Consider the following 24,706-nt stretch of genomic DNA (forward strand, 5'->3'; position numbering starts at 1 on the left):
ATTAATTTAAAACAGTTAATCGCTGATAGCGACTGACGGCGTGCGCCAGATGGTTATATTGTAGCAAATCTTGCCCCTCTTTGACAAAGCGTTCAGCTTCGAATTGAGCGCGAGCAATTAGTGCCGTATCCGCCAGCGAAGCAATTTTCAAGTTCAAATCACCGTGTTGCATTTTGCCGTAAATCTCGCCAGGTCCACGTAATTTCAAATCAACCTCCGCTAAATAAAATCCATCCTGCGATTTCTCAATCTCCCGAAGTCGTTGGCTCGGCTTATCATGGCCGCTCATCATCAAATGACAAAAACTCTGATGTTTCCCGCGTCCAACTCGTCCGCGTAATTGATGCAATTGGCTCAATCCAAAATTATCCGCATTCTCAATCAACATCACTGTCGCATTCGGCACATTCACACCAACCTCAACCACAGTCGTACTAACTAGCATATCCAGCTCGCCGTCCGCAAATTTCTGCATCACTTCAGCTTTTTCTTCAGCAGGAAGCTTTCCGTGCAACAACCCAACTCGATGATGGCTGAAAATAGTCTTGGACAATTTATTATATTCCGCCTCCACCGATTTTTTATCATTATCTGGATTATCATCAATCAACGGACAAATAACGTAAGCTTGGCGACCTTTAGCTAACTCATTTTTAATCGATTCGTAAAGCTTCGGAGCTGATGCTGGCGACCAAATCTTAGTCTGAATCGGCTGGCGACCAGAGGGCAATTCATCCAAAATAGAAATATCCAACTCTCCATACAACGTCAGCGCCAGACTGCGCGGAATCGGCGTGGCCGTCATGCTTAAAAGATGTGGCATAAAATCAGACTTTTCCAACAAAGCTTGTCGTTGCTTCACGCCAAATCGGTGCTGTTCGTCAATCACCGCAAACCCCAATTTATGATACGCAACCTTTTCCTGAATTAACGCGTGTGTGCCGACCACAACGTCAATGTTACCGCTAGCCAAATTATCCAACAATTGACTGCGCGCCGCACCCTTCACGTGGCCCGTCAGAAGCGCAACAGACACACCAAATGGCGACAATAACTCGTCAAGCGTCTTCGCGTGTTGCTGCGCCAAAATCTCCGTCGGCGCCATAATTGCCGTCTGAAAACCAGCCTTCGCTACTTCCGCAGCCACCAATCCCGCAACGACAGTTTTTCCCGAGCCAACATCTCCCTGCAACAACCGATTCATCGGATGATCAGACTCCAAATCTTGCAGAATTTGCCACGCAGCTCGGCGCTGAGCGTTCGTCAAAGGAAACGGCAATTGATCGACAAAACTCTTCACGACCGCCTTATTAAACGGAATTTTCCAGCCTATTAATCTGGTCTGTTCCTGCTTGTTAAATTGTGCCGCCAATATCATCTCGAACAACTCTTCAAATGCCAGACGCTCACGACCGCGGGAAATTTCCTCGTGAGTTTTTGGCGCGTGAAGAAACTTAACCGCCTCAGAACGACTAACCAATTTTTGGCGCTGAATAATATTTTCCGGCAAAGTCTCGGGCAAAAAATCCATAATTGGACGAATATTTTTCATCAAATCTTGCACGGTTTTTGGGCGGAGATTTTTGATAGATTTATAAACTGGCTGAATTCCAGAATTATTTTCCGCAGCAGTTTTGGCAATTTCTTTTGCCAGCTCGACGGACGGATTATTGATTTGATAGCGATTATATTGCATACCAAATTGACCAGAAAAAATAAATTCTGCATCAGATTTTAATTGCGTTTCGCGGTAAGGCTGATTGAACCAAACCGCCTTAACTTTGCCCGATTTATCCGCCAAAACCGCGGTCGTGATTCTAAGTCCACGCCGAACAATACGTGTCGAAACCGACTCGCAGCGCGCCTTAACCGTAACTTTTCCCGGCTGAAGATCTGCGATATTAACCGCAGTTGAATAGTCATCATACGCTCGTGGCAAAAAACCCAAAGCGTCAGAAATCGTTTTAAGACCAGCCGCCGCTAGAGCCTGAGCAGTTTTCGGCCCGACGCCTTTAATTTGCTCGAGAGGAGTTGCTAATTTCATCTACGAAACAGCGTTGATGCCTTCCAGGGCGTAAGCCGTATCTTCCCAGCCTCTCACGCCGATTGAATCTACATCCATTTGCTTCACTGGAAAATCATTGCCGCCTTCTTCAATTTTGTCACCAAAGAACAGCGTTTCTTCTTTCGACCAGCCGTTCAATTCAAGCAACCTGCCAATTCCATAAGCCTTATCAATTCCCGGAAGCGTAATGTCAGTGCTGGTCGTGCCACCAATTCGCACCTCAAGCCCAGGCAACTTTTCCGCCACCTTGTCGCGATATATCGGACGGACATCCTTATATTTTTCAGCCCACGCATATTTATCTTCAGGTGTGGCTTGCTGACCCAAAGCCGACATAGTAATTTGGCTATGTCGATCTTCAATTATTTCACCCGCAGGATTCTCGCACCAAATGCCCATTTCCTTCGCAACTTCTTCCAACGCCGCAGTTATCTGAGTTTTTTGCTCGTCAGACAAATCATTCGCATACTGAATTTTCCATTCGTCATCAGCGGCGTCAAATCGATAATATCGAGTTCCGCAAGTCGGCATCGCGTGGAACTTCTGGAGCAACTCCGGAGTAACGTTTAATCTATCAATCACCTGCTTTTTTATCTGTTGAAACGTGCCGCCAGTAATCACGCAAACGTTATAATTCTCAAGTAATCGACTAAGAATCCCCGCCATACGATCGCTAATTGGCGATTTTGTAATTGCCAATGTGTCATCCAAATCAAAACCGATAATTTTCTTCATTATTCATCCCCTTCCATAATTAATACGAACGTGTTTTTACCCTTCTTTAATAACGACGTGTCATTGACGACTTTATTTTCGGCAAGCTTTTCGCCGTTTAGACTAATGGCTCCAGATTTTAACAATCGCTTTGCTTCGCCGTTAGAGCCAACCGCCCCAGATTCTACCAGCGCTTCAATCACATCAATTCCAGCATCAACGCAAGGAATTTCTTCAGCCAAAGCACCTAAATCATCGTCCGACAATTTCTTAAAATCGCCGCCGCCAAACAAAACTTCAGTTACGCGCTCAACAGATTCACGACGTGCGCTACCGTGAACAATGTCAGTAACTTCACGCGCCAAAACCTTCTGTGCCGAACGCGCACCCGGATTAACAGCGTGATTTTCGGCGATGGCCTCGATTGTATCGCGATCCAACATCGTAAATATCTTCATATATTCAATCGCACTCTCGTCATCAACATTCAGCCAGAATTGGTAGAATTTATAGACGCTGGTTTTATTTTCGTCAAGCCAAACCGCGCCACCTTCAGATTTACCGAATTTACGACCAGTCGACTTATTGATAAGCAAAGGTGCAGTCATTGCGTAGACTTCGGTGTTTTCTTTTTTACGAATCAGATCCACGCCGGATAATAAATTACCCCATTGATCCGATCCGCCAATTTGCAGATTCACTCCGTATTGATTAAATAGATGCCAAAAATCATAACCCTGAAGCAACGTGTAAGTGAATTCCGCAAAGCTCAAACCCTTGCCATTATTAATGCGCGCCTTGAAAAATTCGCGGCTCACCAAATCCGCCATATTGAAATTCTTACCGATATCGCGAAGAAACGGCAGCAATTCCAGATCAGCCAGCCAGTCAGCATTATCAACCAAAGTAAAATCTCGTCCAGCAAAAATCCTCGAAACTTGGGATTTTAAGGCCTGCTTGTTATGCTCAATTTCCTCGTACGAAAGCAGGTTTCGCTCTTCTGTATCGCGCATATCGCCAATCATTCCCGTGCCGCCACCAACGAGCAAAAACACTTTATGTCCGCGCTCCAAAAAATGCCGAACCATCATATAAACCGCCAAATGCCCAACGTGCAAACTGTCCGCCGAAGGATCCGTCCCCAGATAGAGCGTGAAATTCTCCGAATCGATAAGTTTGTCGTCAGTAAATGTGGTCTGATTCCAGAATCCACGCCATTGTAATTCTTCTGATAATTTCATATCACTCCTTTTCTACATATTAGTATAGCAATTTTACAATTGAAGCGAAACATATGCGTGATATAATAGAATTGTGAAGAAAAAGACTACGATAAGCACCGCCGGACACGGCTCGAGCGATAAGAAATCTCCGTCGAAACGGATGAACTTATATGCCAATTTGGCGCAGAAACATAAGACTAAAAAAGATAAGGACGCGCGCGAACGAGCGGAATATTTGGCGACTTTGCCGAAACATCCCGTAAAGCGATTCTTTTATCGATTACATCCGAAGCGACTAGCGAAATATTGGTTCTCCAAGCGCGGCGGACTGATGGCGCTGAAAATTCTTGGCGTCGGTATTTTGTTGATGTTGCTACTTATCGGCGGAATGTTCGCCTATTTCCGTAAAGACCTCGATAAAATTCGCCCTGGTGAGCTTGCTAAGCGCGTTCAAACGACCGTCACTAAATATTACGACCGCAATGACAATTTGCTTTGGGAAGATAAAGGTACGGGCAATTATCAATTGGTTGTCGAATCTGACCAGATTAGCGACTATTTGAAAAAAGCCACTGTCGCAATTGAGGACCGAAACTTCTATAATCACCACGGCATCAGTCTTAGCGGTATGTTGCGCGCAATGCTCTCGACTGCTTCACGCCGCCAAGTTCAGGGTGGATCGACTCTGACTCAGCAGCTCGTCAAGCAGGTTTTCTTCGCAGATGAGGCTGGCGACCGATCAATTAGCGGTATTCCTCGAAAGATCAAGGAAATCATCCTCGCAATTGAAGTCGAACGTATGTACAGCAAGGATCAAATCCTGTCATTATACCTGAATGAGTCTCCATACGGCGGTCGTCGTAACGGCGCAGAGTCTGCAGCTCAGACGTACTTCGGAAAGCACGCCAAAGATCTAACACTGGCGGAAGCGGCGCTAATTGCTGGTATTCCACAGAATCCGACTTACTACAATCCGTATAACACTGCCGGAAATAAGGCTTTGATTGCCCGACAACATACAGTTCTGGACTACATGGCCGAGCAAGGCGTTATTACCAAGGACGAGGCTGAAAAAGCTAAAAAGATTGACATTTTAAGCACGCTTAAGCCACAGACCGAGCACTTGGAGAATATTAAGGCTCCTCACTTCCTATTGATGGTTCGCAATCAGTTGAGTAAAGAACTCGGCGAGTCAGTCGTTGGACGCGGTGGATTGACGATTAAAACCACCCTCGACTGGCGAATTCAGGAGAAACTTGAAAATGAAATGAAATCGTTCTTTGCAACGGGTCGACCAGATTCTGTGCGAATTAGTAACGGCGCCGCAACAGTCGAGGACGTTCAAACTGGACAAATCGTAGCGCTTGTTGGTAGTCGCGACTTTAATTACACTGGCTTCGGTCAGGACAACGCCGCAGTTTCCTATATTCAGCCAGGCTCCACGATTAAGTCGCTTGTCTTTGCCCAATTATTCGACAAACACGACAGCAAGCAATCATACGGTAGCGGCACGGTCTTAGCTGATGAAAACATTGATAAACTGTACGGCGCAACCCTAAGAAACTGGGACAATAAGTTTATGGGCGCCATCAATATCCGAAGAGCGCTAGCCTTATCCCGAAACGTTCCAGCCATTAAAGCCGCTTACATCGTTGGCGACGGATCCGCTAAACCTGTCGTCGAGGGAATCCGCAGGATGGGCGACACCAACTATTGCCGCCAGGAAGAGAATGCCGGCGGTTACGGACTCGGTGCGGCAATCGGCGCATGTGGAACCAAACAAACAGAATTGGTGAACGCTTACTCAACATTGGCGCGAATGGGAGTCCAAAAAGACGTCTCAAGCGTGATTGAAGTAAAGAACAGCCAAGGTGAAACTCTGAAAAAATGGAAAGATGAAGGCAAGCAAGTTATCGACTCGCAATCAGCATACATCGTGAACGACATCTTGTCCGACCGAACCCCTGGACTTCACGGCTGGATGGGCGTCAATGGCGTTCGAACCTCTGCAAAGACTGGTACATCCGACAAGGGTTCGCAACCAAAAGACCTCTGGATTATCAACTACAGCCCAGCTCTGGTTATGGGAATGTGGCTCGGAAACTCCGACACCAGCGTGATTGGTACATCAGCCTCCAACTACGGTATGCCGGTGATTAGAAGCGTTATGGAATTTGCCCACACCCAAGTTTATGCCAAAGAAGGCAAATGGAAGTCAGGTCAATGGTATGAGCGACCAAGCGGAATCCAGAATGTCAACGGTGAACTCTACCCGTCATGGTGGAATAAGAGACAAAGTCAGTCTACAGAGAAAATTACCTTCGATAAAGTCTCTAAGAAAAAGGCAACAAACTGTACTCCGGATGGCGCAAAGGAAGAGATTGAAGTGACAAAGATTATCGATCCTTTGACTAAGAAAGAATCAATCACCGTTCCTTCAGGTTACGACGCAAACGCAGAAGATGACGTTCACAAGTGTGACGACACTAAACCGCAAATTGGAGCGATATCATACACCAACAGTGGTAAGAAATATACGATAAATGTCGACGTTACAGCAGGAACTTGGGGCTTATCGGCAATCGAAATTACCGTGGATGGAAAGAGTATTAAGAGTTCAGAAATTACTTCAAGCGGCAAGCAGACCGCCACAGTAGAGCTTGATACGACAGGAGCGCACACGATTTCTGTAACCGTAAGAGACTCTGCATATTACACCGCCACTTCAACTGGCAGCATCCAAGTTAACTAAATAAACTATTGTTTATTCACCAAATTAATCAGCTCAGCCTCGTGTTGAGCTGATGTTTTTGAGCGGCCATTTGTGCGTTTTTTAGGAACGCTGGTCTTCTGCTTTACAGGTTTTTTCTGTTCAACCACAAGCTTCGCAAACATCATTTTTCCAGCGTCGGTTTGCAAGCTTCGGATGATCTCAATTTTCTTCGTTTGCCCAATGTAGCGCTTGGCGTTCTCAACAACCACCATCGTTCCATCTTTCAAATAGCCAACTGCTTGATGAGAATCTTGTCCCTTCTGCGACAGCTCCAAATCCAGCTCGTCACCAGGCAAATAGCTCATCCTCAAACTTTTCGCCAGCTCATTGATATTCAAAACCTTAACGCCGTCAACTTGCGCCACCTTATTCAAGTTGTAATCAAGCGTCAATACTGCCGCGTCCATCTCCTTCGCCAATTTCAACAAGCGATAATCCACGCCTTCCGGCACGCGAATATTGTCATCGTAAAGCTCGAATGAAGACTTCAAAATATCCTTAAGCTCCTTCACGACATCCATACCAAATCGCGCCCTTTCACGCTTGTCATGATCTGCGCCGTCGGCTAATAATTGCAATTCTGTCAATACGCTCCTTGGCACAATAATTTTGCCCAGCAGAAATCCAGTCTTCGCTAGCTCAGTCACTCGCCCATCCATGAGTACTGACGTGTCGACCAAAATCGGCGCCGCGCCCACAGATGAATTTCGTCGCGGTTTCGCCAAGAAATAAACCTCAACCGCCAAGCCAAGCAACATTACAATTATTATCAATCCGTAAAAATCTTTCATTTTTTCCCTTTCTATTGTAAATAGTCAATCAGCGCCTGCCGCATATCGCTGACGCCTTTTATAAATTTATCTTTATGAACTTTTGGCGCAATCGCATAAGTGAAGCCCAGCTTCTTCGCCTCTTTAATTCGAGCTTGCCAATTCGTCGCCGAGCGAACCTCGCCGCCCAAACCAATCTCGCCAAACACCACAGTATCTTCATCCAGACTTCGCCCAGCGCTAGCACTGGCAATCGCCATCGCCACAGCCAAATCAGCAGCTGGATCATTCAGCTTTAATCCGCCAACCACATTGACATAAATATCTTTGTCCGCCAATTTTAACTTCGTTCGCTTCTCCAAAACCGCCACCAACAAATTCAATCGATTCAAATCAAAACCACTCGCCGTGCGCTTAGGATAGCCAAAATTCGTCGGATTAACTAGCGCCTGAATTTCTACCAAAAGCGGACGTGCACCTTCCATGGTCGCCAGCACAATTGACCCATCCAGATTCTGACGTTCCGCCAGAAGTTCCGCCGACGGATTCTTCACTATTCTTAGTCCCTGCTCGTCCATCTCAAAAATTGCCGCTTCGTTAGTCGATCCGTATCGATTCTTCTGCGCTCGAACAACTCGAAAACCGCCATATCGATCGCCCTCAAAATTCAGCACAACGTCCACCAAATGCTCCAATATCTTTGGCCCAGCAATCGAGCCTTCTTTGGTAACGTGACCAACCAAAATCACCGCCGTGCCCGAAGCTTTGGCGGCACGAATAATTACATTCGACGAATTGGTGATCTGACTAACCGACCCCGGAGCTGAGGAAATCTCGCTGAGAGAAATTGTCTGAACCGAATCGACAATCGCCAGATCATATCCGCCTTGCTGAATTGACGCCGCAATATCTTCCGCGCTATTACTGGAGGCGAGCTGCATTTTTTCCGAATCAGCCGCGCCCAAACGCTCCGCACGAAGCTTCACCTGAGAAACCGATTCCTCGCCGCTTACATATAACACCGATTTTGTCTTGGCAATATGTGCCGCAACTTGCGCTAAAAGCGTACTCTTTCCGATTCCAGGCTGACCCGCCACCAACACCACGCCGCCAACCAGAAAACCGCCGCCCAAAACAGCATCCAAATCGTCAATTCTAGTGCTTAGTCTCTCCAATCCAGACTCAGAAGCAGCTTCACGAATGCTAGACGTTTTTAAGACCTTGCCGCGCCCAGCAGATTTATCGACAACAGATGACCCGCCAGAAGAAACGACCTGCTCGACTAGCGAATTCCATTCCCCGCAATTTTCACACCTACCAGCCCACTTTGAAAAGCTAGCTCCGCACTGCTGACAAATAAATTGACTTCGAGCTTTCGCCATTATTTCGCTCCTTCCAAACTATCCAAACTTTTATTCAATTCATCAATCTGCACGCCTAATTCCCTGAGTCGCAAAACATCGGAATTGTAAGAATTGATCTCAGAATTCAAATTGGCACGCCTTTCGTTCAACTCCGAGAGCTCCGTTTTCAAGGCTTGGCGTTGACTATAAAAATCACTCTGTGACAAGAATCCGCCACTAACGCCCGCTCGTCGATTAAAGTCCGCCACGCGACTATTATAATCCGCCAAATCAGTTGAATATTGCGATAATTCTCTGTTCAATTTTTCCTTTCGAACCTTCAACGACTCACTCAACTTCTGAGCTTCATTTTCCCTGGATTCAAATTTTTCTTGATATTGTGCGTGCAATTTCACGACTTCAGACCGATCAGTAAAATATCGTTGATAATATTCTTCCAGCTCGTCGCCCAAATTGGCAAATTCCGTCCCCAGAATCGAATGCAGCTCGTTAGCTCTCGTTCCAGGTTGCGCACGATCATAATACTCCATCCGCTCGGACAATTTCTTATTTTTCACATTATTATAAGCCTGCTCCAAAAGCCCGCTCAAATGAGATTTCTCCGACGCGCTCAACCTTTCCCAAGCAGCGTGCAACATCTCATGCGCCGCCGTCACTTCCTTCACGCCGTCAAGCTCAAAATTGGTCACGTTATAAATATAAATATCCCTAGACGACGGATTGTAACAACCCAAAATCGCATTTCCCTTTTCCACACGCCGACAATCTTCGTTAAATTCATTCGCCGATTTGATTTGTGGATTAGAAACATAGAACATTTTCCTGCCAGTGTCTGACATTTTCACGCGGTAAGCGATAGCGACAATTTCCGCACTCGGCTTATATTGCCACAGCGTAATCTCATCAATAATTTGCTGACGATTCGCCATCACAAAAACCGCAGCAGAAAGTACAATTATCGGCGTGAGAACGCTGAATATTTTACGCACGATTGACATTAATCACCACCTTATCATTATCAATTTTAGCCTCCAGCGTGTCGCCAGGTTTTGCTTTATTGGATAATAAAACATCGCTCAGCGGATCCGCCAGCTCCGACTGAATTGTTCGCCTTAGAACTCGCACGCCGCGCTGCTCGTCAAATCCTCGATCGATCAACCAACGCTTCGCCGAAGAAGTAATATCAAGCTTCATTCCATGTTGAGCGACAGCCTTGACCAAATCAGACGTGAGATTGTCAAAAATCTTTCGCACGACCGAACGAGACAGCGGCTTAAACGTAATCACGTTATCAAATCGACCAATCAATTCTGGACGCAAAAATTCCTCAAGCTCACGCAGAGCGGCGCGTGAATTTTTCTCGTGACGAGTTTCGCTAGCCAACTTTTTCTGCCCAGACGCGCCAAATCCCAGCTCCGAATCTTGAATCATTTGCTCAGCGCCGACGTTGCTCGTCAAGATGATAATCGTCTGCCGAAAACTCACCGTTCGTCCGTGAGAATCGCTCAACTTGCCGTCCTCCAAAATCTGCAAAAGCAAATTCAGAACGTCAGGATGCGCCTTTTCAATTTCATCAAACAACACCACGCTATATGGTCGACGACGAACTTTATCCGTTAATTTCCCGCCATCCTCATAGCCAACATAACCAGCCGGCGCACCAACCAGCCGACTAGCCGTGTGACGCTCAGAAAATTCGCTCATGTCAATTTTAATCAAGCTATCCTCACCGCCAAAAACTTCCCGCGCTAGAACTCGCGCCAATTCCGTCTTACCAACTCCAGTCGGACCCAGAAAGATAAACGACCCAAGCGGCCCGCTCTGACGACTTAGCCCGGCTTTATTACGACGAATCGCGCGTGCCAGTTGCTCAATCGCTTCATTCTGACCAAGAATACTTTGACTCAGTCGCTTCTCCAGACGAATCAAATCCTTCATCTGATTTAACGATAATTTGTCAATCGGAATATTCGTCATTGCCGAAACCGCTCGCCGCAAGTATTCATCAGTCAACACAGGTTTATCGCTGGCTTCATCTTTCAGCGCTTCGGCTTGTAATTCCAATTGCCTCATTTGCATCTTAAACTCTGCGGCTTTTTCATAATCCTCAGCTTCGACCGCGGCGTCAATTTTTCCAGCCAATCGCTTAATTTGGCGAGCCAACTTATCCTTACGTGACAATTTTATTGGCGAACTAGACTTCAATAAACTCGCCGCCTCGTCAATCACGTCGATCGCTTTATCTGGCAAAAATCGCTCCGTTACGTAACGCTGGCTCAAATCCACCGCCTCAGTCAGCATTTCGTCAGGAATTTGAACTTGATGATGCTTAGCTAATTTTCCTCTCAATCCTCGCATCATTTCTACCGCCTCTTCTGGAGACGGCTCATTGACCGTCACAGATTGGAAGCGCCGTGACAACGCGGCATCTTTTTCGATATGTTTTCGATATTCATCAAACGTCGTCGCGCCAATTAGTCGCACCTCGCCTCGCGACAACGCTGGCTTCAATACATTCGCCGCATCCATCGAGCCTTCGGCCGAACCAGCGCCAACCAACAGATGCAACTCGTCAATAAACAAAATAACTTCTTGGTGTTTTTTGGCGACCGCCAGAACTTTTTGCAATCGCTCCTCAAATTGCCCGCGATATTTCGTCCCAGCAATCATCGCCGTCAAATCCAATTGAAAAAGTCGCTTGCCTTTCAAAAATTCAGGGACTTTATTATCAGCAATTCTTTGTGCCAATCCTTCAACGACCGCAGTTTTACCGACGCCAGGTTCGCCAATTAGTGCTGGATTATTCTTGCTCCGCCGACCTAAAATCGTGATCATTCGCTGAATTTCCGACGCTCGACCAATCACCGGATCCAAAAATTCTTCGCTGGCGCGCCGTGTCAAATCGACACCGAATTTCTCCAAAACTCGCAGATCGCCAGAATTTTTACTCGCCGTACTGCGCTCGCTCTGAAGAGATTCAAATTGCTGTTTATCAAACACATCTTCCAGACTTCCACGCAGATTATCAATGTCAACGTTCATATCTCGCAGCAATTTAGTAGCTCGCGCCTCGTGCTGTTGCAACATTCCATAAACGATATGTTCCGTGCCAATTTTTTCCTGCCCAAATTCGACTGCTAATTGCCAAGCAATCCTTATCAATTCAACAACTTCAGCACTCAAACCCTTACTTACAATCGTAATCACCAGCGGCTTTGCGGTCAGATTCAACGCCATTTCCGCACGATCCAAAGTTACGCCATTTTCCGCCAAAATCTTTGCGCCTAGCGACGAATTCTGCGCCAACACACCAAGCAAAATATGCTCCGTGCCAACATATTCACTACCCTCATTATGCGCCAGAAAACCAGCCCGCCCCAAACTGGCTCGAGCCGTTTCCGTCAGCCGAGGTTCTAATTCAGAAAAATCTTCTGACATATCGCCCTCCTTTCGTTTTCGGCGATTCGCAGAAGGCAGCTTATTCCGCCACCTCCTCAACTACGCTCATCAAGCTATCCTCAATATTCTTTCGAGGTTTTGGCTCCGCCTTAACAGGAGCTTTTGCTTCGATGTCTAGCTCATAGCCAGTCAATCGACTTGCCAAGCGAACGTTCTGTCCAGCGCGACCGATTGCTATTGATTGCTGATCTTCGCTAACATAAACCGTCGCACGCTTCTCATCTTCATTGACAGTCACGCTCAAAACCTCTGCTGGGCTCATTGCATTAGCAATAAATCCAGCTGCATCTTCCTCATATGGAATAATGTCAATTTTTTCCTGCTCGCCAATTTCATTCATCACAGCCTGAACGCGGGCGCCGTGACCACCAACAAACGTACCAACTGGATCAACGCCAGGTAGCGCTGAAGAAACCGCCAATTTGGTTCGGCGACCAGCTTCGCGAGCGATTGCCTTAATCTCAACCGCACCAGTTTCCATCTCTGGGACTTCTTGATTGAACAAGAATCGTACAAATTCTTCATTGCCGCGACTAAGAATCAATTGCGGACCGCGACCTTCGCGCTCAATGTCCTTAATATAAACCTTAATTCGACGACCAACACCGTAATATTCGCCAGGAATTTGCTCACTCTGAGGCATAATTCCAACAGCCTTGCCAAGTTCAATTCGCACGACACGTGGCTCAACTCGCTGAACCGTACCAATAACAACCGTACCGATTTTATCTTCAAATTCCGCCAAGACAACTTCACGCTCAGCTTCACGCAAACGCTGCAAAATCACTTGCTTAGCAGTCTGAGCCGCAACTCGACCAAAAGTCGTCACGTTATGAGTTTCCATCACAACTTCACCGCCAAGTTCAGCCGCAGGATCTATCTCCTTAGCTTCCTCTAGATCGATTTGATTGGCATCATTCTCAACTTCGTCAACAACAGTTTTAACAACCGACACGACAGCCGTACCATTATTGATATTCAAGCTAGCACGAACCAACTGATCTCGCGTGCCGTTATCACGACGCCAAGCCGCCGCAATCGCCTGCTCAATCACGCTCAAAACTGTTTCTTCTGGCAAGTTTTTTTCCTCAGCAATCGTACGCACTGCCAACGTCAACTGCTTAATGTTCAAATCTTCCATTACATTCTCCTTCTTATTAATTATATCTTTTTCCGTCTCAAACTTCCATAAACGAAAAACTCCGACCTGCCGGCCGGATTAGTACTCTCTTATTGTAGCGGAAAGATTTTATTCTGTCAATCCAATTCTTTTCGCCAAAGAGATAAACATTTATTATCAGCCGGCGATATCTGATCAAATCCAATTCTTTGGTAAAATCCTTCAGCAGATTTCAAGGAGTACAATTTGACGGCATGCGCATCTGGATATTCACTAGCTAAAGCTTTAATAGCCGCCCGACCAATTCCTCGCTTGCGCGCAGCTTCCCTAACAAAAAGATCTTCTATCGTAATTTCGCCGTCATCATTAGAGTATACAGTCATAAGCCCAAACGACAATTCTTCACCAGAAGCATCGATAGCAAATACATCGCTACCATAGTAATTATTCATATCTTCTATATATTCTATTAAATCCTTTTTCGCGCCATTCGTGAACTCGCAGCCTAAAACAGACTCCGAGTGAGCCAAAGCCGCCCGCTCCAAAGCCTCATCATCATTCACCGACAATTTAGTAAGGTATATTTCAGAATTCATTCTATCATTTTATCATAAAAACACATTTTGTCAATATTATACTTCTACACACTTTTCCAGAATTCCCGACATCGCGCTTTTCTCAGCTTCCGTCACCCACAAGCGATATTTTCGCTTCACGGCCACTTGTCGCGCAATATATTGGCACCTAAAAGATTTATTACTCGGCAGCCAAGTTGCCGCGTCGCCGTCACCTTTGGCTTGATTTGCTGGACCGTCAACCGCCAACAGATTTAACGGATCGTTCGCCAATTTCTCTCGCTCTTCTGGAGAAATTTGCTGCGCACCCTTCTGCCAAGCATCGCTCAAAGCCACGACATGATCAATCTGAACCTTAGAGCTAGTTTTTTCGCCGCGCTGAAATTGGATTGTTCGACCAGTGTATGGATCATTCAGCACACCCGACAAAACTCGACATTTTTCGTCAATTTTCTCATCCGTCAAATCTCGAGCCAGAATCACTTCCCGCACAGAGCAGCCGTTAATCTTACCCCAGCCGTTGCCGAATTGCTTTCTGGAATAGCCAGTCTTTGGCGCACGTCCTTTAACTTCTATCTTTTCCAATTCCGATTTGGCGTTCGAATTGCCAAATAATTCTCGTTGCGTTGAGGTTTGAATTGTCTGAGGTTCGGGTTGTGAAATTCGCGAAGCCCAAACCGCCACACCAGCCACCAAAATTACCAGCGCAATCACCACTTGCCGACGTCGTATTTTATTCACCCTCATGACTGTATTATAATTAAATTATGACTAAAGTTCCACGCCTACTTGACACATTCACACCAAATCATTACAACCTAACTCTCGATTTAACGCGCGCCGAGGAAAAAGAATTTTCTGGCACAGTTATCATTTCTGGCGAGTCCACCAGCGAATCAATTTCGCTACATTCCAAAGGCTTAACAATTCAATCAGCCACAATCGACAATCAGCCTGCCGACGTCTCATTTGGCGAGTTTGATGAATTGAGATTATCTCAGCCGAACCTTAAAAACAGAAAGCACACAATTCGCATCGATTTTTCCGGAAACATCACTGACGCAATGCACGGATTATATCCTTGCTACTTTACTCACGACGGCGTTAAAAAACAGCTTTTCGCAACTCAATTTGAATCACATCACACGCGTGAAGTTTTCCCTTGCGTTGATGAGCCAGCCGCTAAAGCTGAATATGATTTGACGCTAATAACTCGCCCAAAGATAACGGTTTTGGGAAATATGCCCGTAAAAAGCGAAGAAGAAAATGGCGATTCACTCACAACAACTTTCGAGAAAACCCCACGAATGAGCAGTTATCTTCTAGCTTTCGTCATCGGTGAATTGCACAAAAAATCTGCTCGCACCGAATCTGGTGTCGAGGTTAGCGTCTGGGCAACGCCAGCTCAGAATGAAAATACATTAGATTTTGCGTTAGACATCGCCACTCGTTCAATTGATTTTTATGATGAATATTTCGGCGTCAAATATCCATTGCCAAAATCCGATCACGTCGCCCTTCCCGACTTTTCTTCTGGCGCCATGGAAAACTGGGGATTAATTACTTACCGCGAAAGCTGTTTGCTTGCGGACCCAGAATTGACCCCAGAATCATCCAGGCGCTTCATTGCCACGGTTATCGCGCACGAGCTCAGCCATCAATGGTTTGGCAATTTGGTTACCATGCAGTGGTGGAATGACTTGTGGCTCAACGAAAGCTTTGCCAATATGATGGAATATGTAGCAATTGACGCACTTCAACCAGATTGGCATATGTGGGAAGATTTTGCCACGAACGAAGTAACGGCCGCGCTCAGACGCGACAGCTTGGACGGCGTTCAATCGGTTCAAGCCGACGTCAATCATCCAGACGAAATCAGCACTTTGTTCGACCCAGCAATCGTTTACGCCAAAGGCGGACGGTTGCTTGTTATGGTTAGAAAACTTATCGGCGAAGAGGCATTTCGCGCTGGACTTAAATCATATTTTGAAAAATTCGCATATAAAAACACCGTCGGAAATGATTTATGGCAAGAATTGGAATCAGCGAGCGGTCAGCCAATCGTCAATTTAATGAACGCCTGGATTTCCCAACCTGGCCTTCCTGTCGTATCAGTTTCAAGCAGTCACGACGCGGCGACTTTAAGTCAGGAACGATTCTTCATCGGCGAACACCAACCATCCGACGCGTTATGGCCGATTCCATTATTCGCAAACCAACCGCTTGACGTAAAAATCTTGGATCAAAAAGAAGTTACCGTTTCTATTGAAAAGCCATTGCAATTAAACTGCGGCTTAAGCGCCCACTTCGTCACCAAATATGACAAATCCACTCGCGAATATTTATTGAAGAACATTACGGAATTGCCAACCTTGGACAAGATTTGCATCTTACAAGACGCGACGATACTCGCCCGCGCTGGATTTGAAAACTCGGCATCACTACTTCCATTAGCATTGTCGCTAAAAACCGAAACCAACGAAAAAGTCTTCGGGATGGCGGCTGGTGCTTTGACGGAGCTGCGGAAGTTCGTCGATGATAATGACGCTGCCAGAGATTCATTAAAGCGAATTTCTGGAGAATTTGCGCGCGCCACATTTGAGGAATTGGGCTGGGATGAAAAAGCTGGAGAATCTGATGACGACCGCGAACGACGCACCACGGCTTTGAGTTTGATGATGTATAGCGAAGATGAAGAAGTTTTGAACGAGGCGAAAACGCGTTTTGACAATAATAAACTGGAAGACTTACCGACAGAAATTCGAGCTTTAATTATCAGTGCAAACGTAAGACATTTCGAGACGCCAGAGATGATTGAAAATCTCTTTGCCGCATATAAAAACACGCCGTCAAATGATCTGCAGAATGATATTGCAATTGGACTAACTTCCACCAAAAACCCTGAAACGGCAGAAAAAATTCTTGCCAACATTAAAGATTCCAATATTATCCGCCCACAAGACGCCAGCCGTTGGTTTGTGTATTTGATTCGCACCAGAGAAAGCCGTCAGATTGCGTGGAATTGGTTAAAGAAAAACTGGGCGTGGGTCGAAGATACGTTTGGCGAAGATAAAAGTTACGACGATTTCATTCGCTATGCAGCTACAGCCCTACTGACAACCAACGAACTTAACGATTTTCAACAATTCTTTGAACCGATGGAAAATATTCCAGCCCTCACCAGAACGATTAAGCTGGGAATTACCGAAATATCCGCACGCGCTGAGCTGATTAAACGAGACAAAGAGGCGGTTATTTCCGAGTTGTAAATAATTTGGTCGCATTATTTTACGGTTTTTGACAAAATCTATTGACATTTTGTTCTATTAGTGATATATATATTAGCTTTTGTTGACGGAACAAATGTTTTGTCCGAAAGCGCACCTTGACAAGTTGAGAGAGTTTATAAGCCGAAGGTGAGATTTTGTGATATTTTAAGAAGTATCCCGAAACCTCATCTTCGGTCGCGCCATCCGGGCGTTGATCAGTGCTTACAGCACGGGCGTTTGCCCAGATGAGGAGAAGGTACTGCAATGTCTACGTTCATCACCCCCGAAGTCAAGGCAAAGAGGGCTGCCAACCTCAAAAAGACAGAAGAGAGGATGGAGACACTCAGAAAAAATGAGGTCTCCCGTTTCTTCGAAGAGGGGATCCCTGAGTTCTGCAAGGAAGTCGAGGAGGCAACTATCGATGAATACCTTGCGAAAGGTGAACTTCCGGACACGATCTGTGTCTATGATTACAACCGCCTAATCACCCAGGCAGTCGCAGACAGCCACAGCTGTCGCGAGGCACTCCTTGAGAGGCTCAAGAGCCTCGAAGAGACGATTCATAGCGTTGAGTTCAACTACACAGAACCCAACCCGTGGGTAGCTACTCCCGATCCCTACATTGTTGTCTACTTCTCCGACAAACAGGAGTAGCAGGCAATAACCTCGCGAACATGGCGAGTCTGTAGAGACTCCCAACTCTCTCACTTGTCATGTTCGCTCCATAGATGCGTGTCTATGCTGATGAGTCGGAAACGACGAAAGCGAACAATTTATTCCAACACCATACACTCTTCAACTACGGGCGGATTTCCATCAACAGAAATTGCCAGCATTTGCATATCGCAGCCTTCATACTGCGCATTTTTGGCAATGAACATCTCTGCAGAAAAACGCATTTGCTGCTGTTTTTTATTTGTAATTGCCGCCAAGCCATCGCCGAAATTGTCATTTTTACGATATTTGACCTCTGTAAAATATAAAACATTATCTTTTTTACTAACAATATCAATTTCACAATATCGCGTCCGCCAATTCCGCTCTATAATCTCATGACCATCAGCCACCAACCAATCCGCCGCCGCTTGCTCACCCTTATCGCCAATTTGACGCGTCGTGTCTTTTTGCTGGTTTTTAGATTTTCTATCGTCAGACGCATTTTGCGAATTCGCCCCAGTATTAGCATATTTAGCCAACGGCGCAAAACTCAACCGATGTAGCGGAGTTACGCCCAGATTATCAATAGCCGCTCGATGCTTCGCCACTCCATAACCAACGTGCGAAGAAAAATCATATCCCGAATAAATATTATCCTGCTCCGCCATAAATTTATCACGAGCCACCTTAGCAATAATCGACGCCGCCGAAACACTCGGAATCAGACCGTCGGCTTTCGCTATAATTGTTACATACTTTTCTAGCGGTGTACCCGCCAAAAAATTGACCGTCCCATCGATAATAATATCATCAAACTTCGAGCCGCTTTTCTGACATTTCGCTTGAATTTCTTTGACTGCACGCCGCGTTGCCAATTTAAGCGCCTCGCTCATTCCTATTTCATCCAGCTCCTCAGCAGAAACCCAACCCAGCGCCCAAGCCGACGCTTGCTCGCGAATTTCCTCATCAAGTAATTCACGTCGTTTTTTGGTCAATTTTTTACTATCATCAAGCCCTTCAATTTCAGCGCCACCCAAAACCACCGCGCCAATCACCAACGGTCCAGCCCACGCGCCGCGCCCGACTTCATCAATCCCCAGAATCACCCGACAATCTTCCCTTTTTCGTCATAAAATCAGCAATAATCCAGCCAATCCAAATTGTTGCCGCGCCTAATGTATTCGCCAAAATATCCCAATTCGTGTCGTCCAATTTTATGCTCGCCAAACCTGCCTTGACCATAAATAATTCCGCCAACTCATTAATACAACCCAGCGCCGAAACTAAAGCGAAGACTGAAAACGCCATCACCAGCCAATGCGCTCGCCATTTCATCGACGAAACCAAATACGCCCAGAATAGTCCTGTAAATAGCCCACCGCCCACAAAGTGCGTCGTAAAACTAGTGTCCTGTCCGTCAATTAACGGCGATGGCAAATACCAAGATACGAAAAACAACAGGCACGCTGCGTAAAGTAGCCAGCGATATTTTTTCTCATTATCAAAGCCGTTTCTTCTCAAAGCGTAAGGCGTCGCCACAGCCAAAGTTGTCGGAACAAGGACAGATATATAATGAAATATTGCCATATTGAGATTATAACATGAGAAAACCGCCTCAGATTAAGAGACGGTTTTAACGATTAACCAATTGACAATTACGCGTCTTTATGGCGAGCTGCAACTTCAGCAGCCTTAGCGTCAAGTTCAGCCTGAGCGGCATCTTTTTCAGCTTGTTTTGCAGCAGCAGCCTGAGCAGCCTCTTCCTTCAAGCGTTCAGCTTCCGCTTCTGCCTTAACGTCATGAATATCATTAACAGCAACGCGATCGAAATTCTTAGCCGTCAATCGAGCTGACTTACCGCTACGCCGGCGAAGGAAGCTTAAGAACTTGCGACGAACCTTAGCACGACGAACAATCTCAATCTTCTCAATCAGTGGACTGTGCATCAAAAATGATTTTTCAACGCCAACGCCTGAAGCAATCTTTCGAACCGTAATGCGTGATGTGTGTGATTTTTTATTATCGGTGCGGATAACAACACCCTCGAACATCTGAATACGCTCTTTGTTGCCTTCCTTAATTTTCTGGTAAACGCGAACTGTGTCACCACTGCGAGCATCGACAACTGCTTGCTTTTTTTGTGCTTGGTTGATTTTGTTGATTAACTCAAAACTCATAATTTTTTCCTATCTTCCGAACTCGCTCCGACTGGCCACGCAGTTGTACCTCTGCGGCTCCACGTCAAACAAGGCTCGAATATTTAACTCTCGTACAATTACATAAGATAATAACACAAATCTAAAGAAATATCAATTAAATAAAATTGGAGTATAATATAGTTATGGATTACAATAAATTAGCACTCGAACTACACGAAAAATACAAAGGTAAAATTACGACTAGCCTCAGAGATAAAGAGGAGCTTAATCGCGACAAGCTTAGCGCTTATTACAGCCCTGGCGTCGGCGCAGTCAGCCAAGCAATTGCCGAAAATCCAGCCGATTTGCCAAAATACACTTGGACAAACAATTTAGTCGCCGTAATCTCAGACGGCTCAGCAATTTTGGGCTTAGGTAATTTGGGACCAAAAGCCGCCATGCCAGTTATGGAAGGAAAAGCTTTGCTATTTAAGCATTTCGCCGATGTCGACGCCGTGCCAATTGTGCTAGACGTTCACGAGCCAGAAGAAATTATTGCCACAGTTAAAGCCATCGCGCCAAGCTTCGGCGCCATCAACCTCGAAGACATTGCCGCACCAAAATGCTTTGAAATTGAAGAACGATTGAAGGCAGAATTAGATATTCCAGTCTTCCACGACGATCAACACGGCACGGCTGTCGTTGTGTTGGCGGGCTTAATTAACGCCGCAAAATTAACAGGACGAAACCTGGCGGATTGCAAATTCGTGGTCATCGGCGCAGGCGCAGCTGGCACAGCAATCATCAAATTGTTAAATCTTTACGGAGCAAAAAACATCGTAGCGGTGGATAGTCGAGGAATTGTCGGAAAATCACGCACAGATTTGAACGCTGAAAAAACCGCGCTATTGGAATACGTCGATGCATCACAATCTGGCTCAATTGAAGACGCCATCACCGACGCGGACGTATTCATCGGCGTATCACGCGCAGGACTTCTCACTCCAGAATTAGTCAAAAAAATGGCGAAAGATCCAATCGTATTCGCACTAGCAAATCCTGTTCCAGAGATTATGCCAGATGTCGCCAAAGAAGCCGGTGTCGCAATCATCGGCACGGGTCGTAGCGATTTTCCAAACCAAGTCAACAACTCCCTGGCATTCCCTGGAATTTTCCGCGGCGCATTAGATCACGGAGTTAAGAAAATCACCGACCAGCACAAATTGGCGGCCGCTGAAGCGCTAGCTAACTTGGTTGAAAATCCAACCGTCGATAAAGTCGTCCCAACTGCATTTGATGAGGGTGTTGTTGAAGCCGTTGCGAATGTCATTAGATAAGCCTAAACACCAGCACCGTATTTAGCTGCATCACGAGAGTCGCCATCTATAAACAGAGCTACTAACGACTCCTGGTTTTGCTTGTCACAAGCTCCTAAAAATAGCACTATTTCAGTCACCCCAACTTCCTGAAGAGATTTTTTAGCCTCACTTTCATTGGGCATATCTTCAATGCTGACTTTTGACATATAGACCCTCTTGGCGTTATGTGTTTGATCTTTCCAGGCGTAAATTATAAACGGATAAAGCTCTTTTAATCTGTTATTTAAGCCAATTGGCAAACCGACAGACTTATCTTCTGAAGTTGCTACACATTTAGCAGTCATAGTTAATTTGTCCTTAATAATAGGTAGAATGTCCCGCTTTTTCTCGTCGTTTTCGTATCCAGTCATTTTATGCTCGACCTTTTTAGCCTCTTCAGTGCGCGCGTCAACTACTGCGACCACAGTACCGTCACCACCACGCTCAATATGCAGTACGTTCACAATAGAATTTTCTTTAAGCCACGGAAACGTCTCGCCGTCAAGCGCCACAGTATCTCCCGCCTTCAATCCAATTTTCACCGGCTGAGAATCGCCATTTTCGATTGTTGGCTTCGGTTTATTTGACCTTTTCTTCTTAGTGGCTTTTCTCAAAGATTTACTCGCAATTTCAGGCGCCACTTTGTAAGTTGTGAATTTTTCAGAAAGAACCTTTAGCTCGCCTTCTAGAATTGACTTCATTTTTTCTTCCACCACAGATTTGGCAAAAGTCTGTACATTCGGACGATTTTCCTCAAATACAATTTCCGTATATTCACGAGCCAACAACTCCTCGTCCAGATCTCTCATCCCGTCTGCATAGTCGAGTATGGTTTTCGCCAACTCCAGGTCTCTTTCATAATTAAAGAAGGCTTCAATGCGCTCCATACGCGCACCACTTTCATTCCCAGACATCGCCTCAAGCTCATCAGCTTTAAGTATTGAAAAATTTGCCAATAGATCAACCAAGTGATGTGTCTTTTTGCAGACTGGATCGTATTCAGGTCGGCTTAATCCAAATTCTACAGACGAAGAAGTGCTGCCTTTTTTATAAATCCTATCAATCACAAACCGCTTAGTTTCTAATGTGAGTTGCATATATCCAGAGTCGGCATCATCTGGGCTGAGATTGTTATTCCTCTGAAATTTCTTTACTGTAGGAATTTTATATCCTTCAAGATTGCAGTATTTCGGAACATTAACTTCCGCTATTTTAGCGGGAAAAATTTTATCTAACGACGATATAAAAGCATCGAGCGAGGTTTTATATTCCTTATTAAATTCCTCTCTTAACCGAGAGCTCACTTCGTCAAAATCATAGCACACCTCCAAATACTCAGGAGACTGGCCGTACACATCCCTAGCCTGCTTAAGCATATCAATTACAGGCTTATATTTCTCAACCAAGTCCTTAAACATAGATGAGTCTTTAGGAACGTCTTCATATATACATTCAAGGAAATTGATAACAGTACCAAAAATTTCACAGACAGAGTCTTTCTCAGACTCTGAAAGTTCACCATCGTAATAAGAGTGCTCCGGAATTTCGCTCATAAACTAATATTTTATCAGTTTATGGCTATAAAGTCAATTATATTACCCTGTTAACTTCTTCTAATGTTGTTTCGCCACGAAGAGCCGCCAGCACGCCAGCCTGAAGTAGCGTCACCATACCGTCTTCTTTTGCAGCCTTTTCAATCGCTTCCGTGTGAACATCCTCAACGTCACCGCGCAAGAATTTCTGAATATTCTCGCTCACAACCAACTGCTCCATTACCGGAATTCGCCCCTTGTAACCGAACGGCACGTCGTCTGTCGGCACCGCACGCCAAAGCTTAAACGTATCCAAATCTGGGCAATCAACATTCTCTGGCAGATCCTTCAAGACTTCTTTCACCCACTTGCGAGTCGCCTCATCTGGCTCATATTCTTCCTTGCTATCATCCCACAATCTCCTCACCAGTCGCTGAGCAATCACCAGCCGAACCGCCGAGCTAAAAATCGGGTTTTGCCCAATCATATCGATCATGCGACTAAACGCCGCCGCAGTCGAATTGGCGTGAAAGCTAGACAACACCAAATGTCCCGTAATTGACGCCTGAATCGCAGTCTTCGCAGTTTCATTGTCGCGAATCTCACCAACCATCACCACGTCTGGATCAAGACGCAAAACACTACGCAAACCATCAGCAAACCTCTGTCCATTTGTCGTATCAATTGGAATCTGAGCAATCCCAGGAATCGTATTTTCTACAGGATCTTCCAGCGTGATAATCTTTCGATCTGGCGTATTAAGAGCATTAAGAATGCTATATAACGTCGTAGACTTTCCCGAACCAGTAGGACCAACCATCAACAACATCCCTCGCGGATGAGAAATAACTTCATCAATTTGCTCACGCTCTTTCTTTGAAATGCTCAATAGATCCAAGTTCAACATCGACTCATCGAAATTGAACAATCGAAGCACCAGATCCAAACCATACACCGTCATCACGGCTTCCACGCGCAAATTCAGCACATGCGATGCGCCGTCTCTATGAATTTCCTGTTGCATATGCCCAGATTGAGGCTCTCTGGAAGCGGTAGAGATATTTGCGCGCGACGCCAAAGTCGCCATAATCACTCGATATCTATCTCTGCTAAGTTCCGCCACCGTATGTAGAGCTCCGTCAACACGCATACGAATTCGAATCGATTCGCGCTGATTTTCGATGTGAATATCCGACGCACCCAACAAATCCGCTTGGTCAATCAAATAATTAAACACGTCATTTGTGCCCACGGAAGCCAAAGTCTGAGTAACCTGTGCTAGAGTATCGCTATCACCCTCCTTGGCAATTTCAATATTGTCGTAAATCACTTTTTTCGGCGGATCAAACCTGAGCATAATTGACCGAAACGCTGAACCAGAAATTAAGAAAAAGAAGATTCGCTTGCCGTTTTCAACATACTGATCTCGCATCCGCTTCATCAACGACTCAGAAGTTTGCGACGTAACGCCAAATCGATAAGATTGGTCTTCCTCGTTAAAGGCTAACGGGACCAGCCGACCCTTATACATTTCTTCTATCGTCAAAACACCCTTAAGCAAAGGTAAAGTTTCTTCAAATTCCCGCCCGTCAAGATATTGAAGTCCTAAAATTGACGCTCGACGACGAGTAGCTTCCTCATCTTGCTCACGGCGTCGCGCCTGAATTTTATCTTCGTCCATATGAAAAT

19 protein-coding genes are annotated in these 24,706 nt (G+C 45.6%); 4 read left to right on the plus strand and 15 right to left on the minus strand.

Annotation, left to right across the window (positions count from 1 at the left end):
* Position 1: 1 nt before the first annotated feature.
* The 3 genes from recG to tyrS are packed head-to-tail and all read right to left on the minus strand — an operon-like array spanning position 2 to position 4,020.
* A complete protein-coding gene (gene recG / locus LRM48_RS02435) occupies positions 2-2,044 on the minus strand; it encodes an ATP-dependent DNA helicase RecG (RefSeq protein ID WP_129744467.1) in 2,043 nt (680 codons plus the stop codon).
* Positions 2,045-2,800, minus strand: coding sequence for an HAD-IIB family hydrolase (locus tag LRM48_RS02440; RefSeq protein WP_243812343.1), 756 nt, complete (start codon positions 2,798-2,800; stop codon positions 2,045-2,047).
* Positions 2,800-4,020, minus strand: coding sequence for a tyrosine--tRNA ligase (gene tyrS / locus LRM48_RS02445; RefSeq protein ID WP_129744469.1), 1,221 nt, complete (start codon positions 4,018-4,020; stop codon positions 2,800-2,802). Before tyrS ends, LRM48_RS02440 begins: the two co-directional genes overlap by 1 nt.
* A gap of 73 nt (positions 4,021-4,093) precedes the next feature.
* Between tyrS and LRM48_RS02450 the strand changes: the two genes are divergently transcribed.
* Positions 4,094-6,754 carry a transglycosylase domain-containing protein gene (locus LRM48_RS02450; protein WP_243812342.1) on the plus strand — a complete coding sequence of 887 codons (2,661 nt, stop codon included), beginning with the start codon at positions 4,094-4,096 and terminating at the stop codon, positions 6,752-6,754.
* A gap of 5 nt (positions 6,755-6,759) precedes the next feature.
* Here the strand turns inward: LRM48_RS02450 and LRM48_RS02455 are convergent, their stop codons facing one another.
* From LRM48_RS02455 to LRM48_RS02485, 7 genes are all read right to left on the minus strand, one after another.
* The gene (locus LRM48_RS02455; RefSeq protein WP_243812341.1) at positions 6,760-7,566 is read right to left on the minus strand and encodes a PIN/TRAM domain-containing protein; all 807 of its coding nucleotides are present in this window, start codon (positions 7,564-7,566) and stop codon (positions 6,760-6,762) included.
* Positions 7,567-7,577: 11 nt separating this feature from the next.
* Positions 7,578-8,927, minus strand: a complete 1,350-nt coding sequence (radA, locus tag LRM48_RS02460; protein WP_243812340.1) for a DNA repair protein RadA — start codon at positions 8,925-8,927, stop codon at positions 7,578-7,580.
* Positions 8,927-9,907 (minus strand): hypothetical protein, encoded by a 981-nt coding sequence (locus LRM48_RS02465; RefSeq protein ID WP_243812339.1) that lies wholly within the window; start codon positions 9,905-9,907, stop codon positions 8,927-8,929. The genes radA and LRM48_RS02465 overlap by 1 nt, the downstream gene beginning before the upstream one ends.
* Positions 9,891-12,347: an ATP-dependent Clp protease ATP-binding subunit gene (locus LRM48_RS02470; RefSeq protein ID WP_243812338.1), complete on the minus strand. Its 2,457-nt coding sequence runs from the start codon at positions 12,345-12,347 to the stop codon at positions 9,891-9,893. The genes LRM48_RS02465 and LRM48_RS02470 overlap by 17 nt, the downstream gene beginning before the upstream one ends.
* Before the next feature lie 40 nt (positions 12,348-12,387).
* Positions 12,388-13,509, minus strand: coding sequence for a transcription termination factor NusA (nusA, locus tag LRM48_RS02475; RefSeq protein WP_243812337.1), 1,122 nt, complete (start codon positions 13,507-13,509; stop codon positions 12,388-12,390).
* 116 nt (positions 13,510-13,625) lie between these two features.
* Entirely contained in the window at positions 13,626-14,084 is a 459-nt protein-coding gene (locus LRM48_RS02480) for a GNAT family N-acetyltransferase (protein WP_243812336.1), read from the minus strand.
* 36 nt (positions 14,085-14,120) lie between these two features.
* On the minus strand, positions 14,121-14,810 hold the full coding sequence (locus LRM48_RS02485) for an HNH endonuclease family protein (protein WP_243812335.1): 690 nt from the start codon (positions 14,808-14,810) through the stop codon (positions 14,121-14,123).
* 20 nt (positions 14,811-14,830) lie between these two features.
* Between LRM48_RS02485 and LRM48_RS02490 the strand changes: the two genes are divergently transcribed.
* Both LRM48_RS02490 and LRM48_RS02495 read left to right on the plus strand, forming a co-directional pair.
* A complete protein-coding gene (locus tag LRM48_RS02490; protein ID WP_243812334.1) occupies positions 14,831-17,332 on the plus strand; it encodes a M1 family metallopeptidase in 2,502 nt (833 codons plus the stop codon).
* Between the two features lie 264 nt (positions 17,333-17,596).
* Entirely contained in the window at positions 17,597-17,986 is a 390-nt protein-coding gene (locus tag LRM48_RS02495; RefSeq protein WP_243812333.1) for a hypothetical protein, read from the plus strand.
* A gap of 119 nt (positions 17,987-18,105) precedes the next feature.
* Here the strand turns inward: LRM48_RS02495 and LRM48_RS02500 are convergent, their stop codons facing one another.
* From LRM48_RS02500 to rplS, 3 genes are all read right to left on the minus strand, one after another.
* Complete coding sequence (locus LRM48_RS02500; protein WP_243812332.1) at positions 18,106-19,095, minus strand: ribonuclease HII; 990 nt, start codon at positions 19,093-19,095, stop codon at positions 18,106-18,108.
* Entirely contained in the window at positions 19,079-19,576 is a 498-nt protein-coding gene (locus LRM48_RS02505) for a hypothetical protein (protein ID WP_243812331.1), read from the minus strand. The genes LRM48_RS02500 and LRM48_RS02505 overlap by 17 nt, the downstream gene beginning before the upstream one ends.
* 68 nt (positions 19,577-19,644) lie before the next feature.
* Positions 19,645-20,166: a 50S ribosomal protein L19 gene (gene rplS, locus LRM48_RS02510; protein ID WP_426303670.1), complete on the minus strand. Its 522-nt coding sequence runs from the start codon at positions 20,164-20,166 to the stop codon at positions 19,645-19,647.
* 164 nt (positions 20,167-20,330) lie between these two features.
* Between rplS and LRM48_RS02515 the strand changes: the two genes are divergently transcribed.
* The gene (locus LRM48_RS02515; protein WP_243812330.1) at positions 20,331-21,464 is read left to right on the plus strand and encodes an NAD(P)-dependent malic enzyme; all 1,134 of its coding nucleotides are present in this window, start codon (positions 20,331-20,333) and stop codon (positions 21,462-21,464) included.
* Between the two features lie 2 nt (positions 21,465-21,466).
* On the opposite strand, the gene LRM48_RS02520 is transcribed toward LRM48_RS02515, so the two are convergent.
* On the minus strand, positions 21,467-23,038 hold the full coding sequence (locus tag LRM48_RS02520) for a hypothetical protein (protein WP_243812329.1): 1,572 nt from the start codon (positions 23,036-23,038) through the stop codon (positions 21,467-21,469).
* A 37-nt stretch (positions 23,039-23,075) separates the two neighbouring features.
* Complete coding sequence (locus LRM48_RS02525; RefSeq protein ID WP_243803707.1) at positions 23,076-24,698, minus strand: GspE/PulE family protein; 1,623 nt, start codon at positions 24,696-24,698, stop codon at positions 23,076-23,078.
* Between the last annotated feature and the right edge of the window lie 8 nt (positions 24,699-24,706).

It is taken from the genome of Candidatus Nanosynbacter sp. TM7-008 (assembly GCF_022828245.2).
Taxonomy (GTDB): Bacteria; Patescibacteriota; Saccharimonadia; order Saccharimonadales; family Saccharimonadaceae; genus Nanosynbacter.

Bases quoted from the DNA above. Each gene is read 5' to 3' on its own strand.
- LRM48_RS02525 (WP_243803707.1), bottom strand. From the start codon at position 24,698: ATGGACGAAGATAAAATTCAGGCGCGACGCCGTGAGCAAGATGAGGAA.
- nusA (WP_243812337.1), bottom strand. From the start codon at position 13,509: ATGGAAGATTTGAACATTAAGCAGTTGACGTTGGCAGTGCGTACGATT.
- LRM48_RS02440 (WP_243812343.1), bottom strand. From the start codon at position 2,800: ATGAAGAAAATTATCGGTTTTGATTTGGATGACACATTGGCAATTACA.
- LRM48_RS02465 (WP_243812339.1), bottom strand. From the start codon at position 9,907: ATGTCAATCGTGCGTAAAATATTCAGCGTTCTCACGCCGATAATTGTA.
- rplS (WP_426303670.1), bottom strand. From the start codon at position 20,166: ATGAGTTTTGAGTTAATCAACAAAATCAACCAAGCACAAAAAAAGCAA.
- LRM48_RS02495 (WP_243812333.1), top strand. From the start codon at position 17,597: ATGTCTACGTTCATCACCCCCGAAGTCAAGGCAAAGAGGGCTGCCAAC.
- LRM48_RS02470 (WP_243812338.1), bottom strand. From the start codon at position 12,347: ATGTCAGAAGATTTTTCTGAATTAGAACCTCGGCTGACGGAAACGGCT.
- radA (WP_243812340.1), bottom strand. From the start codon at position 8,927: ATGGCGAAAGCTCGAAGTCAATTTATTTGTCAGCAGTGCGGAGCTAGC.
- LRM48_RS02480 (WP_243812336.1), bottom strand. From the start codon at position 14,084: ATGAATTCTGAAATATACCTTACTAAATTGTCGGTGAATGATGATGAG.
- tyrS (WP_129744469.1), bottom strand. From the start codon at position 4,020: ATGAAATTATCAGAAGAATTACAATGGCGTGGATTCTGGAATCAGACC.
- LRM48_RS02455 (WP_243812341.1), bottom strand. From the start codon at position 7,566: ATGAAAGATTTTTACGGATTGATAATAATTGTAATGTTGCTTGGCTTG.
- LRM48_RS02520 (WP_243812329.1), bottom strand. From the start codon at position 23,038: ATGAGCGAAATTCCGGAGCACTCTTATTACGATGGTGAACTTTCAGAG.
- recG (WP_129744467.1), bottom strand. From the start codon at position 2,044: ATGAAATTAGCAACTCCTCTCGAGCAAATTAAAGGCGTCGGGCCGAAA.
- LRM48_RS02485 (WP_243812335.1), bottom strand. From the start codon at position 14,810: ATGAGGGTGAATAAAATACGACGTCGGCAAGTGGTGATTGCGCTGGTA.
- LRM48_RS02515 (WP_243812330.1), top strand. From the start codon at position 20,331: ATGGATTACAATAAATTAGCACTCGAACTACACGAAAAATACAAAGGT.
- LRM48_RS02490 (WP_243812334.1), top strand. From the start codon at position 14,831: ATGACTAAAGTTCCACGCCTACTTGACACATTCACACCAAATCATTAC.
- LRM48_RS02505 (WP_243812331.1), bottom strand. From the start codon at position 19,576: ATGGCAATATTTCATTATATATCTGTCCTTGTTCCGACAACTTTGGCT.